Annotated in this window: 12 protein-coding genes; 7 read left to right on the top strand and 5 right to left on the bottom strand. The window is 67.2% G+C overall.

Annotated features, from left to right (window positions below; translation table 11 throughout):
- Positions 1-152: 152 nt before the first annotated feature.
- The 3 genes from E7Y32_RS08395 to E7Y32_RS08405 all read right to left on the bottom strand — a co-directional run bounded on the left by E7Y32_RS08395 (position 153) and on the right by E7Y32_RS08405 (position 4,599).
- Positions 153-2,369: a S9 family peptidase gene (locus tag E7Y32_RS08395; protein WP_146336727.1), complete on the bottom strand. Its 2,217-nt coding sequence runs from the start codon at positions 2,367-2,369 to the stop codon at positions 153-155.
- Positions 2,370-2,436: 67 nt separating this feature from the next.
- Positions 2,437-3,528, bottom strand: a complete 1,092-nt coding sequence (locus E7Y32_RS08400; RefSeq protein WP_146336728.1) for an LCP family protein — start codon at positions 3,526-3,528, stop codon at positions 2,437-2,439.
- Positions 3,529-3,537: 9 nt separating this feature from the next.
- Positions 3,538-4,599: an LCP family protein gene (locus E7Y32_RS08405; protein WP_261382386.1), complete on the bottom strand. Its 1,062-nt coding sequence runs from the start codon at positions 4,597-4,599 to the stop codon at positions 3,538-3,540.
- 249 nt (positions 4,600-4,848) lie between these two features.
- On the opposite strand from E7Y32_RS08405, the gene paaA reads away from it, so the two are divergent.
- From paaA to galU, 7 genes are all read left to right on the top strand, one after another.
- Positions 4,849-5,880, top strand: a complete 1,032-nt coding sequence (paaA, locus tag E7Y32_RS08410) for a 1,2-phenylacetyl-CoA epoxidase subunit PaaA (protein WP_146336729.1) — start codon at positions 4,849-4,851, stop codon at positions 5,878-5,880.
- Positions 5,877-6,182: a 1,2-phenylacetyl-CoA epoxidase subunit PaaB gene (gene paaB / locus E7Y32_RS08415; protein WP_091251167.1), complete on the top strand. Its 306-nt coding sequence runs from the start codon at positions 5,877-5,879 to the stop codon at positions 6,180-6,182. The genes paaA and paaB overlap by 4 nt, the downstream gene beginning before the upstream one ends.
- Complete coding sequence (gene paaC, locus E7Y32_RS08420) at positions 6,179-7,099, top strand: 1,2-phenylacetyl-CoA epoxidase subunit PaaC (protein WP_146336730.1); 921 nt, start codon at positions 6,179-6,181, stop codon at positions 7,097-7,099. Before paaB ends, paaC begins: the two co-directional genes overlap by 4 nt.
- Positions 7,100-7,110: 11 nt before the next feature.
- The gene (gene paaD / locus E7Y32_RS08425) at positions 7,111-7,680 is read left to right on the top strand and encodes a 1,2-phenylacetyl-CoA epoxidase subunit PaaD (protein WP_146338408.1); all 570 of its coding nucleotides are present in this window, start codon (positions 7,111-7,113) and stop codon (positions 7,678-7,680) included.
- Positions 7,681-7,695: 15 nt separating this feature from the next.
- Positions 7,696-8,928 (top strand): 1,2-phenylacetyl-CoA epoxidase subunit PaaE, encoded by a 1,233-nt coding sequence (paaE, locus tag E7Y32_RS08430; RefSeq protein ID WP_146336731.1) that lies wholly within the window; start codon positions 7,696-7,698, stop codon positions 8,926-8,928.
- 38 nt (positions 8,929-8,966) lie between these two features.
- Complete coding sequence (locus E7Y32_RS08435; RefSeq protein ID WP_146336732.1) at positions 8,967-9,746, top strand: enoyl-CoA hydratase/isomerase family protein; 780 nt, start codon at positions 8,967-8,969, stop codon at positions 9,744-9,746.
- A 61-nt stretch (positions 9,747-9,807) separates the two neighbouring features.
- Complete coding sequence (gene galU / locus E7Y32_RS08440) at positions 9,808-10,698, top strand: UTP--glucose-1-phosphate uridylyltransferase GalU (protein WP_146336733.1); 891 nt, start codon at positions 9,808-9,810, stop codon at positions 10,696-10,698.
- On the opposite strand, the gene E7Y32_RS08445 is transcribed toward galU, so the two are convergent.
- Both E7Y32_RS08445 and E7Y32_RS08450 read right to left on the bottom strand, forming a co-directional pair.
- Complete coding sequence (locus tag E7Y32_RS08445; protein WP_186466957.1) at positions 10,691-11,851, bottom strand: acyltransferase family protein; 1,161 nt, start codon at positions 11,849-11,851, stop codon at positions 10,691-10,693. The genes galU and E7Y32_RS08445 overlap by 8 nt on opposite strands.
- 164 nt (positions 11,852-12,015) lie before the next feature.
- Entirely contained in the window at positions 12,016-12,477 is a 462-nt protein-coding gene (locus E7Y32_RS08450; RefSeq protein WP_146336735.1) for an Lrp/AsnC family transcriptional regulator, read from the bottom strand.
- Positions 12,478-12,586 lie beyond the last annotated feature (109 nt).

Below are 12,586 nucleotides of genomic sequence, written 5' to 3' on the forward strand. Positions count from 1 at the left end.
AGTGAGCAGTGTCTCCACCGACGTGCCTAGTGCAGGTCAATAGTAAGCATGATGATCACTTTTGTGTACCTCGCCGGCCGCTTATCCCGTCGATTGCTCCGCAACGGCCCTTATGCAGGCTGAAAAGGGCCGCTACGGAGCAGTCGATCAGGCTATTTCAGCCCGGCGCCCGGGAGTAGTTCCGTGGCGCCGAGGGAGTCCGCGACGAAGGCGTAGTCCCAGGCGCGTTCCTTCCATTGCACGTAGCGGCCGGACGCGCCGCCGTGGCCGCCGTCCATTTCGATCTTCATCACGATCGGCTCGCTGCCGGTGTTCGCCTCGCGCAGCCGCTGCACCCACTTGGCGGGCTCCACGTAGAGCACGCGGGTGTCGTTGAAGGAGGTGACCGCCGCGATCTTCGGATACGCCGCCGCCCGGACGTTCTCGTACGGGGTGTACGACTTCATGTAGGCGTATACCTCCGGGTCCGTGATCGGGTTGCCCCATTCCTCCCACTCCAGCGCCGAGAGCGGCAGTTCCGGGTCCAGGATGGTGGTCAGGGCGTCCACGAACGGGACGGCCGCGACGATCGCGGCGTACTTCTCAGGCGCCAGGTTGGCCACGGCGCCCATCAGCAGGCCGCCGGCCGAACCGCCCATCGCCGCGATGCGGGCCGGATCCACCCAGCCGGAGGCGGCCAGCCAGTCGGTGGCCGCGATGAAGTCCGTGAAGGTGTTCTTCTTGTGCAGCTTCTTGCCGTCGTCATACCAGTGCCGGCCCAGTTCGCCGCCGCCGCGGATGTGCGCGATCACAAACACAATTCCGCGGTCCAGCAGCGAGAGCCGCGGAATCCCGAAGGCCGGGTCCATGCTCATTTCGTACGAGCCGTAGCCGTACACCAGGCCCGCGGCGGTCGAATCGCGCACCACCGAGGCGTGCCGTAGCACCGAGAGCGGGATGCGGGTGCCGTCCCCGGCCACCGCCCACTCCCGGGTCGCCACGTAGTCGGCAGCCGAGTAGCCGCCCAGCACCGGGCTCTCCTTGCGCAGCAGCAGTTCGCCGGCGGGCAGCTCCGCCGTGGGCAGCACAAAGTCGTAGACCCGCGACGGCGTGAAGTACGAGGTGTAGCCCATCCGGATCACGGGGGCCTCGTAGTCGGAGCCGGCCACTCCCGCGGTGTACAGCTCCTCCTCGAAGGCCGGCTCCACCGGCGCGCCTTGGTCCGCGGTGCCGAGTCCGGCCAGCGGAAGGACCTGCACGCGTTCGATCGTGTCCTTGCGGATGGACAGCACCAGGTGCGTGGACGTGACGCCGGCGCCGTTGACGCGCACCTGGTCGGAGTGCGCGACGACGGTCCGCCAGTGCTGTTCGGTGAGCGGCTTGGCGAGCTCGGCCGGGTCCACGAGCGAGACCATCGAGTTGATGGCGTCCTTGTTGTGCGTGATCAGGATGGTTTCCTGCGCGGCTCCCGCGGCGTCGGCCAGCAGGAACGGCTCGGCCTCGTACAGGATGCGCTCGTCGCGGGAGATCACGGTGGTGAGCCCGGCGTCGGGGGCATCAAAACGCAGCAACCGGGTCTCGCTGAACTCGGAGCAGCCGATGCCCAGGACCAGGTGGCGCCGGTCCGCGGAGAGCTCGAAGCCCAGCCACATGGCGACGTCGTCCTCCTGGTAGATCACCTCGTCCTCGCTGACGGGGGTGCCCAGCACGTGGGCCTTGACCTGGTAGGGGCGCCAGGACGCGTCCACCACGGTGTAGAAGATCCGGGTGCCGTCGGGGGAGAAGCAGATGCCGTAGAAGACGTTCTCGATCACGTCCGGCAGCAGTTCGCCGGTGCGGAGGTCCTTGATGTGCAACGTGAACCGCTCGTCGCCGGCGTTGTCCACGGCGTAGGCATACAGGGTCCCGTCGATGGTCACGGCGGAGCCGCCGACAGCGAAGAAGGGCTTGCCCTCGGCCTCGATGTTGCCGTCCAGGAGGACTTCTTCGCCGGGAATGTCGATGCCGACCTCGACGGCGGGCGGCGTCCAGTCGGCCACCGGGTCACCGCTGTCCTGGGCGCGGACCCGGCAGGCGATGCCGTATTCCTTGCCCTCGACCGAGCGGGTGTAGTACCACCAGCCGTCCTTGCGGTTCGGAACGGACAGGTCGGTCTCCTGGGTGCGGCCCTTGATTTCCTGGAAGATCGCCTCTCGCAGCGGTTCCTGGTGGGCGGTGACGGCCTCCTGGTAGGCGTTTTCGGCCTTCAGCAGTTCCACCACCTCGGCGGATTCCTTGTCCCGCAGCCACTCGTAGTTGTCCTCAAAGACATCACCGTGGTGCGTGCGGGGCACGGGGACCTTTTTGGCGACAGGGGGCTGCGGGGAAGGCTGCACGGGAGTCTGCGTCATGGACCCAATCTACCGCCGGGCACCTCCGGAAGCGGCCCCTGGCCGCTGGGCAGGACCGGGCGCGCCGTCAGTTCCCGTTCTGCAGGTTGTGGGACGCCACGTAGTTGCCGAGCCCTCCGGAGCCCAGCGCCGCAGCCACCTCGGCCGTGGCGGCAGGGTTCTGCAGGACAATCGACTGCCCGTCGGTGCTGGTGCCCACGCCGGCCGTTGGCAACGTGAAGAACACCCCGTTGCCGGCCGGGACGCTGCGCAGGCTGAAGGCGAGCCGCTCAAGCGTCTCCAGCGTCAGCCCCGGACTTACCGAGACATGGGGCAGCACCCCGGTCACGAACGTGTGCACCGTTGTCCGGTCCGCCAAAACGCCGCTGCCCGAAGCCTTGGCGAGCACGGCCTTGAGGAAGGTCTGCTGGTTCCGTACCCGCTGATAGTCGCCGTCGGCGAACGCCTTACGCTCGCGGACGAAGTCCAGGGCCAGGGCGCCGTTGAGCCGGTTCGGGCCGGGCGCGTAGAAATGCTGGGATTCAATCGTGCCGGTGAAGGGCCGCGTCACTTCGACGTCGATTCCCCCCAGCACGTCGATCAGGGCGGCAAAGCCCTCGAAGTCGACCATCACAGTGTGGTCAACGTGTGTGCTCAGCAGGGACTCCACCGTCTTTGTTTGCAGCGGAATCCCTCCGAGCTCAAGCCCGGCGTTGACCTTCGCCCCGCCATACCCGGGGATGTCCACCCACAGGTCGCGCATGATCGAGACGCCGTAGATGTTTTGCCGGTCGGCCGGGAGATGGAGGAGAACCAGGACGTCGCCGCGCTGGTCGGACACGTTGCCCGCCAAGGCCTCGCCCCGCGCGTTGACGCGGCTGTCGCTGCCGATCAGCAGGATGTTCAGGTCTGTCGGGGCCGGATCCGGAGGCGGCGTAGGAGTGGGGGCCGACGTCGGCGTGGGGGTCGGCGTCGGGGGAGCCGTGGTGGGAGGTGCGGCAGGGGGCGGGGCGGCCGCTTCGGGCTTCGGCAGGGACAGGACTACGGCCGTGACGACGACGGCGAGGACCAGCAGGGCCGCGGCCGCCGCCGCCGCCAGCCTACGACGCCGGTTCCAGCCGGCAGACGCCGGGAGGGCTCGCCCGTCAGGACCTTGGGGGTCCGGCGGTTCCTGTGCCATATAGTCCCTTTATTTGCCGTTGCCGAAGTTCTTGGCGTCAGTGTACTCGCCTAGTTTGTCGGCGGTGAGCGCCGCCTTGATCTCCTCAATGGCAGCGACATCCGGCAGGACGATTGACTGGCCGTCCGCGGAGGTGCCGATGCCGGCGGTAGGCAGTGTGAAGAACACGGCGTCCTCGCCTCGAACCCCGCGGAGGCTGAACGCCAGACGGGCCACCTCGACGGAGTCCAGCCCGGGCGCCACGCTGAGGTAGGGGGAGACCGCGCTCAGCACATTGTGCAGCGTGACCGGGTTCCCCAGCGTGCCGCCGTTGAACGTCTTCGCGATGACCGCCCGCAGGAAGGTCTGCTGGTTGCGAACCCGCTGGTAGTCACCGTCGGCGAACGCGTAACGCTCGCGGACGAACGCCAGGGCCTGAGCCCCGTTGAGGGTGTTCTTACCTTCCGTGAAAACATATTTGCGGCTGCGGTCCGCGGCAAAGGGTACCTTCACATCTACGTCGACGCCGCCGAGGGCGTCCGTGAGGCCCTTGAACCCCTCGAAGTCGATGCTGACCACATGGTCGATCCGCTGCTGGAGCAGTTCCTCGACCGTCCGGACCATCAACGGGACTCCGCCAAAGGCCAGGGCGGCGTTGATCTTGGCCTTGCCGTAGTCCGGGATGTCGACCCAGAGATCGCGCATCAGCGAGACGCTGTAGACGTGGCTGCGGTCCGAGGGGATGTGCAGCAGCATGAGTGTGTCGGAGCGCTGGTTGGACGCCTCCCCGGCAGCTGCTTTTGCCGACGCCCCGCCCTCGGACTTATCGCGGCTGTCACTTCCCATCAGCAGGATATTCATCGGCCGTTCCGCGCCGGCGCGGACGGTCGGGGGAGCGACGCGGAGGGCGTCGGGGGGAAAAGCGTTTTCGATCTTGATGGTCTGGGTGTCGTAGATCTGCGCCAAGGAGTGCAGATAGGCCCCGACCGCGCCGGAACCGAGCAGCAGTGCGGACAGGATGGCGGCCAGGAACGCGCCTCGCCGGCGCTTCCGCTCGCGGGTTTGGGCCGCCGGCACCTGCGGCGTTGACACCGGCAGATGTCCTGGCCCCTGTGCTTCCATCAAATAAAGTGCCGCACGCTTCGACATGAGCGTCCCCTGAACTTCGTGCAGCGTCCGGCGAGGATCGCCGGGAGACCTCGCTGCAGTCGGTCATGCAGAGGCTATCCGGCTGACCTTGGGGTTTCCTTGGGTCCCTCCGGTGCTTGACTCACTTCCCGCCTTCCGCATATCCTGAACGAACGGTCGGTAATTATTTATCGGAAACGCATAGGAGCAACCATGGCATCGCAGACCCTGCAGTCAGTGCCCGCCGGGCCATCGCCGGCACGGCACGAAATGAGCCCCGAGGACGCGGCCCGCCGTGATGCCGAGGGCCAGGCGTATTTCGACAAGGTCATGGCGGAGGATTCGCGGATTGAGCCCCGCGACTGGATGCCCCCGGCCTACCGCAAAACCCTGCTGCGACAGATCTCGCAGCACGCGCACTCGGAGATCATCGGCATGCAGCCGGAAGCGAACTGGATCTCCCGTGCCCCCAGCCTCAAGCGCAAGGCCATCCTGATGGCCAAGGTCCAGGACGAGGCCGGCCACGGCCTGTACCTGTACTCCGCCGCCGAGACCCTCGGCCAGCCGCGGGATCAGATGATGCAGGACCTGATGGACGGCAAGGCCAAGTACTCCTCCATCTTCAACTACCCCGCCCGCACCTGGGCGGACATGGGCGCCATCGGCTGGATGGTCGACGGCGCCGCGATCGCCAACCAGGTGCCGCTCTGCCGCGCCTCCTTCGGCCCCTACGGCCGGGCAATGGTCCGGGTCTGCAAGGAGGAATCCTTCCACCAGCGCCAGGGCTTCGAGATCCTGCTGGAACTCTCCCACGGCACGCCGGAGCAGAAGCAGATGGCTCAGGACGCCGTGAACCGCTGGTACGCCCCGGCCCTGATGATGTTCGGCCCGCCGGATGACGACTCGCCCAACTCCAAGCAGTCCATGGCCTGGAACATCAAGCGCTTCAGCAACGACGAGCTCCGCAACCGCTTCGTCGGAATGATGATGGAGCAGGTCAAGGTCCTGGGCCTAACGCTGCCGGACAAGGACATCCGCTTCAACGAGGAAACCCGCAAGTGGGAGCACGGTCCGCTGGACTGGGATGAGTTCCACGAAGTCCTGGCCGGCCGGGGACCCTGCAACGCCCAGCGCCTGGAACGGCGCCGCGAAGCCCACAACAACGGCGCCTGGGTGCGCGAAGCCGCTGCCGCGTACGCGGAAAAGCAGGCCCGGAAGCAAGCAGAGAAGGAATCCGCAGCATGACAACCCCCGAACCGCACGCAGGCAACGTCTGGCCCATCTGGGAAGTTTTCGTCCGCTCCAGCCGCGGCCTCTCCCACGTCCACGCCGGATCCCTGCACGCGCCGGACGCCGCCATGGCCCTGCGCAATGCCCGCGACCTCTACACCCGCCGCAACGAGGGCGTGTCCATCTGGGTCGTCCCCGCGGATGCGATCGCCTCGTCCGACCCGGACGCCAAGGGCGCGTTCTTCGAATCGCCCCAGGGCAAGGACTACCGGCACGCGACCTACTACACCAAGAGTGAGGGTGTGAAGCACCTGTGAGCACCTCACCTGAAACGGCAGCAGAGACAGGCGGTCACGGGGACATCTCCGTCGGCGTCCAAGGGGCGAGCGGCAGCGGCGAGGCCACGGCCAGCGCCACCCGCATCACCCCGGGCAACGCCCTCCGCCCGGAGGACATCGCCCTGGCCGTCAGCCGCGGCACCGCCAAGCCCAGCGAGGACGTTGCCGAGTTCGCCCTGCGCCTGGGCGACGACGCCCTGGTCCTCGCTCAGCGCCTGGGCCACTGGATCTCCCGGGCCCCGGAACTGGAGGAGGACATCGCCCTGGGCAACATCGCCCTGGACCAGCTGGGCCACGCCCGGTCCTTCCTCAGCTACGCCGGTGGCCTTGATGGCCGGAGCGAGGATGACCTCGCCTACTTCCGCCGCGAGCACGAGTTCCGCTCCGTCGAGATCTTCGAAATCCCCAACGGCGACTTCGCGGTCACCATCGCCCGGCAGTTTGTGGTGAGCTACTACCAGTTCGAGCTCTACCGCCGGCTCGCCGAATCCACCGACGCCACCCTCGCCGGCATCGCCGCCAAGGCCGTCAAAGAAGTGGACTACCACCGCGACCACAGCGCCCAGTGGGTGCAGCGCCTGGCGCTCGGCACGGATGAGTCCCGCGAGAAGATGGTCCACGGCTTCAAGGTCGTCTGGCCCTACGTCGACGAGCTGTTCCGCGACGACGAGCTCACCGCCCGGCTCAGTGCAGCCGGCGCCGCCGTCCAGCCCTCCAGCCTGCGCGCCGACTTCGACCGGCTCACCGGCGAAGTGCTCGCCGAAGCGGAACTCGATGTTCCGCACGTCCAACCCGCCCCGGGCGGCGGACGCCGCGGACTCCACTCCGAGCATCTGGGCTACCTGCTGGCCGAAATGCAGGTGCTGGCGCGCGAATTCCCCGGAGCGAGCTGGTAACCACCATGGAAATGTATGTCAGCCACCCCACGGCCGCGCCGTCGGCGCCCGGGGAGCAGAAGACTGCAGAGCAGAAGGCCTGGGACCTCGCCGCCACGGTCTGCGACCCGGAAATCCCGGTCCTCACCATCGAGGACCTGGGGATTCTGCGCCACGTCGAGGTGACCAAGGAACCGGCCGCCGGCGACGGCGGGATGGTCCCGTCGGTCCACATCACCATCACGCCCACCTACTCCGGCTGCCCTGCCATGGACACCATCCGCGACGACCTCACGGCGGCCTTCAACCGCGAAGGCTACCCGAGCGTCAACGTGGAGATGGTGCTGTCCCCGGCGTGGACCACGGACTGGATGAGCGAGGCCGGCAAGGCCAAGCTGGAGGAGTACGGCATCGCCCCGCCCTCCGGGCACTCCAACGCGCTGCGGCACGCCGGGCCCGTCAGGCTGTCCCTCGCCGTCAAGTGCCCGCAGTGTTCGTCGCTGAACACCAAGGAACTCACCCGCTTCGGTTCCACCTCCTGCAAGGCGCTCTACGTCTGCCAGGACTGCAAGGAACCGTTCGACTACTTCAAAGTTTTGTAAGGAACAGGTGCTCCCATGACTGTTGTCCGCCAGACCGCCGCTGAAACGGCTGCAGCCACCGGCCGCCGTCGTGCGTCCTTCCATCCGCTGGCGGTGGACGAGGTCCGCCGCCTCACCGACGACGCGATCGAGGTCACCTTCGGTGTGCCGGCTGAGCTGGCGGGCCAGTTCGACTATCTGCCCGGCCAGTACGTCGCGCTGCGCACCACCTTGCCGGACGAGTCCGGCGAGCCGAAGGAAGTCCGGCGCAGCTACTCCATCTGCGCCGAGCCGCGCAGCTTCGCCGACGGCAGCAGCGAAATCCGCGTCGCGATCAAGAAGGACCTGGGCGGCGTGTTCTCCACCTGGGCCAACGCCGAACTCAAGGCGGGCGACGTCCTGGACGTGATGAGCCCGATGGGCGCCTTCGTGTCCAGGCACGGCCGGGACGGCAAAGAGCAGAACCTGATGAACTCGATGAACCACCCGGAAGAGATGGCCAAGGCGATTGCGGGGGAGGCCGGCTCCTTCGTCGCGATCGCCGCCGGGTCCGGCATCACCCCGGTGATCGCGATTGCCCGCACCCTGCTCGCGGCACACCCGGACACCCGCTTCGACCTGATCTACGCCAACAAGGCGGCCATGGACGTGATGTTCCTCGAGGAGCTCGCCGACCTGAAGGACAAGTACCCCTCCCGGCTCGCCCTGCACCATGTGCTCTCCCGCGAACAGCGCATCGCCCCGCTGCTCAGCGGCCGGATCGACGCGGAGAAACTGCAGGCCCTGCTGGGGACCGCCATCCACGCGGACGACGTCGACGAGTGGTTCCTGTGCGGCCCGTTCGAGCTGGTCCAGCTGTGCCGGGACACCCTGGCGGCGCGCGGCGTAAACCCGGACCACATCCGCTTCGAACTGTTCACCACCGGCAAGCCGGACCGCCCCGAGGGCAACGCCGGCCGGCCGGTGATCGTGGACGAGTCCCAGGCGACGTACAAGATCACCTTCAAGCTCGACGGCCTCCAGGGCGAGGTGGCGAGCCCCACGCACGCCCGCGAATCGATCCTGAACGCGGCGCTGCGGGTCCGCCCCGACGTTCCGTTCGCCTGCGCCGGCGGGGTCTGCGGCACCTGCCGCGCCAAGGTCGTCACGGGCGCGGTCACGATGGACGAGAACTACGCCCTGGAACAGGATGAACTGGACAAGGGCTATGTGCTGACCTGCCAGTCCCATCCCACCACCCCCGAAGTCACCGTCGACTTCGACGTCTAAGTCTTTTCGACGCCCGCCCCCTGTAGCCAAGGAGCCGCATGATTTCCCTGACCATCGCCGACGCCGTCGCCGAGATCGTCCTGGACGCCCCGCAGAAGCTGAACTCACTCGATGAGCAGGCCCTGCAGGATCTGGCACAGGCCTACGACGACGCCGCAGCGGCCGCCGCGCGCGGCGAGGTGCGGGCGCTGCTGCTCCGCGGCGAAGGCCGCGCCTTCTGCGCGGGCAGGGACATTGGCGGCGTGACCCCGGAAAACGACGACGCCCAGGCCTACCTGGGCGGGCTCGTCCAGCCGCTGCTGAAGAAGATGAGTGCCTTCCCGGCCCCCACCTTCGCCGCCGCCCAGGGCGCCTGCCTGGGCGTGGGACTCGGGCTGCTGCTCGCCACGGACGTGGTGTACGTCGCGGAGAATGCCAAGTTCGGGTCCCCGTTCGCCAAGCTGGGCGCCACCCTGGATTCCGGCGGGCACTGGTACTTCACCGAGCGCCTCGGTATGCACCGGACCCTGGACCTGATCTACACCGCCGAGCTCATGAGCGGCGCCGAGGCGGTGGCGCAGGGCCTGTTCAGCCGGGCCATGCCCGCGGACGAACTGCTCGAGACCACCCGCGTCATCATGGCCCGGGTGGCCGCCGGGGCGACCGGTGCGTTCAACGCCAGCAAGGAGCTGGTGGCGCACCTCCGCGACCAGCGGCTGGGCCTCTGGGAAGCCATGGAAGAGGAGAACGCCGAGCAGGCCCGGCTCTGCAAGAGCGAGGACTACGCCGAAGGCTTCCGGGCGTTCCAGGAGAAGCGCACGCCGGTTTTCAAGGGCTGAATCAGGGGCCAAGGGCGTCACGCCGATTCTGTTTCGGGGAGTCAACTTGTATGGTTCGGTTATGACTTTGGGGAAATCAGTTCGTAAGGCCGTCATTCCTGCTGCCGGATTGGGCACGCGCTTCCTGCCGGCAACGAAGGCGATGCCGAAGGAAATGCTGCCGGTGGTGGACCAGCCGGCCATCCAGTACGTGGTGGAAGAAGCGGTCAACGCAGGGCTCACGGACCTCCTGATGATCACCGGCCGTAACAAGCGGGCCCTGGAGGACCATTTTGACCGCGAACCCTCACTTGAGCGCGCGTTGGAGCTGAAGGGGGACACGGCACGCCTGGACGCTGTCCGGTACGCCTCCAACCTGGGTCCGCTCCACTACGTCCGCCAGGGGGAGGCCAACGGCCTGGGCCACGCGGTCCTTTGCGCCCGCCAGCACGTGGGGGACGAGCCCTTCGCGGTGCTGCTCGGTGATGACCTCATTGACGAGCGTGACGAGCTGCTGACCACCATGATCGAGGTTCAGGCGAAAACCGGGGGCTCAGTGGTGGCGTTGATCGAAGTGGATCCGTCCCAGATCAGCGCCTACGGGTGCGCGGACATCTCACCGGTGCCGGGGGAGGGGTACGTTCGGGTCAACCGCTTGGTGGAGAAGCCCTCAGTTGCAGAGGCTCCGTCCAACCTGGCCGTGATCGGCCGCTATGTGCTGCACCCGGCCGTGTTCGACGTCCTAGAGGACACTCCGCCCGGGCGCGGCGGTGAAATCCAGCTCACCGACGCCTTGCAGGTCCTCGCCACTTCCGGCGCCCCGGGCGGCGGGGTCCACGGCGTCATCTTCCGGGGCCGCCGCTACGACACCGGAGACAAGCTGAGCTACCTCAAGGCCGTCATCTCGATCGCCTCCGAACGCGTCGAGTTCGGCGAGGAACTCAAGACCTGGCTCAAGGCCTTCATCAACTGACGGGTCCCGCCTGCGCGGGGCCGGGCTGCACGGGATCGGCCTTCGCCGGGCCCTTCGGCGGGCCAACCACCTGGGCGGCTACCGGCGTCCTGGCCGGCTTGCGTCCCACCAGCGCCGGCGGCGCCTCGAGCAACCACCAGAGCGGGCCGGACCGGATCAGCTTCCCGAGCCATACCGTGGCCACCACGATCGGGATCGTCATGAGCGGCGGCAGCAGCGCATTCGAGAGCGGCAGGTTCGACTGCAGGAGCTGCAGCAGGCCGCTGACCTTGACCAGGGCGCTGATCACCGAGATCAGGAAAATGTGGAAGATGTAGACCGGCAACGTCTGGCTGCCGAGGTTCTGCAGCCAGCGGGGGACCCGTGCGTCCATCCGCACCAGGGCCACCAGCTGCGCCATGGCGAACAGCGCCAGGCAGGACAGCGGCACCTTCAGCTCGAGTTTCAAGTCGAAAAGCATCATCGGGACCACCAGCGCGGCGTACGCGGCGGCGGCCAGGGCCAGCCGGCCGTACGAAGCCGACGCCATCAGCCGGTCCCAGAGGCTCCTGCCGTGCACCCCGAGGTAGAACCAGACGAAATGCGTCGCCAGCGAGGGGACTTTCAGCGCATCCAGCGGGGCCGTGATGACCGGCTGGGTCAGCGGTTCCAGCAGTGGCGAGAGGGCGCTGAGGAGCGCCAGCGGGATCAAGGCATAGGCACTGAACCGGCCCAGCGCCCGCCTCAGGAGCCAGGCCGCCACGAAGAAGACCGGCAGCGCATACAGATACCAGAACGACGTCGGGAGCAACAGGCTCAAGACCAGGTCGCCGGCGGAGGGTGCGGGGGCGCCGTTGCGCGAGAGCGGCAGCCAGAGCCGCATCAGGAACAGGAACGTCCAGATCAGGTAGACGTAGTACAGGCCGAGGGTGCGCTGCCGGGACTGGCCCAGGCCCTTGCCGAGGGCGCTGACACTGAGCAGCCCGGAGATGAAGAAAAAGAGCGGCATCCGGATCGGGCTCAGCGCCTCGCTCACCGGCCACCAGAAGCCCACAACATCGCCGTTGACCTGTGTTTCCATAAAAAGCGCGGAGTGGAACAGCACCACCAGCACCATGCAGAGACCCTTGGCAAAATCCACCCACGGCAGCTTCACCCGGCGCGCATCATTCACGCGGAGACCATTCTCGACGGACAGGTTAATCCCCCCCATACATGCGGCCTCTCACCCAGCTGCCGCCTGAGCCGCCAGCCTACGGGAACGCCGTGTGCCCGTCCAGAGTCTGTTTAGGCGGCGGCCGGGCCTCCCGCTGCCTCTCCGAGGGCCGGCCCCGGCTCCTAGCGGGTGTCCAGGTCCTCGAACACCAGGAACGTCTGGGTGTCCAGCACCCCTGGCATGGACTGCAGCTGGTCAAAAATCACCCGACGCAGGTCCACGTTGTCCACGGCACGGACCAGCAGGATCACGTCGAAGTCCCCGCCCACCAGGGCAATGTGGTGCACCTCGGGGATGGCACGCAGCAGCTCCCTTAGTTCCCGCCAGGAATGCTGGCGCACCTTCAAGGTCACATAGGCCGAGGACTTCAGGCCGGCCTTGATCGGATCCACCAGCGCCGTGAACTTGGTCAGCACCCCTTCACCGGTCAGCCGGGCGATCCGGGTATAGGCGTGGGCCCGGGAAATATGCACGTTCTCGGCCACCTGGGTGACGGACATCCGCCCGTCCCGGGTCAGCTCAGCGATGATGTTCCGGTCCACGTCGTCCAGCGGTACCGCCTGCTCCGGTTCCGTGCCTGCCATTTGTCTACAACCCCCGCCGGTAATCCAGCTCACACTTACATTTTGTCTTCCAGATTAGGGCAAAATTCGGGACTTCTCCACGATTTGGCCCGGAGGTGGATACGAAACA

The sequence above is a fragment of the Arthrobacter sp. UKPF54-2 genome (assembly GCF_007858535.1).
Taxonomy (GTDB): Bacteria; Actinomycetota; Actinomycetes; order Actinomycetales; family Micrococcaceae; genus Arthrobacter.

Bases quoted from the DNA above. Each gene is read 5' to 3' on its own strand.
- E7Y32_RS08435 (WP_146336732.1), top strand. From the start codon at position 8,967: ATGATTTCCCTGACCATCGCCGACGCCGTCGCCGAGATCGTCCTGGAC.
- E7Y32_RS08400 (WP_146336728.1), bottom strand. From the start codon at position 3,528: ATGGCACAGGAACCGCCGGACCCCCAAGGTCCTGACGGGCGAGCCCTC.
- E7Y32_RS08395 (WP_146336727.1), bottom strand. From the start codon at position 2,369: ATGACGCAGACTCCCGTGCAGCCTTCCCCGCAGCCCCCTGTCGCCAAA.
- paaB (WP_091251167.1), top strand. From the start codon at position 5,877: ATGACAACCCCCGAACCGCACGCAGGCAACGTCTGGCCCATCTGGGAA.
- paaE (WP_146336731.1), top strand. From the start codon at position 7,696: ATGACTGTTGTCCGCCAGACCGCCGCTGAAACGGCTGCAGCCACCGGC.
- galU (WP_146336733.1), top strand. From the start codon at position 9,808: ATGACTTTGGGGAAATCAGTTCGTAAGGCCGTCATTCCTGCTGCCGGA.
- paaD (WP_146338408.1), top strand. From the start codon at position 7,111: ATGTATGTCAGCCACCCCACGGCCGCGCCGTCGGCGCCCGGGGAGCAG.
- paaA (WP_146336729.1), top strand. From the start codon at position 4,849: ATGGCATCGCAGACCCTGCAGTCAGTGCCCGCCGGGCCATCGCCGGCA.
- E7Y32_RS08450 (WP_146336735.1), bottom strand. From the start codon at position 12,477: ATGGCAGGCACGGAACCGGAGCAGGCGGTACCGCTGGACGACGTGGAC.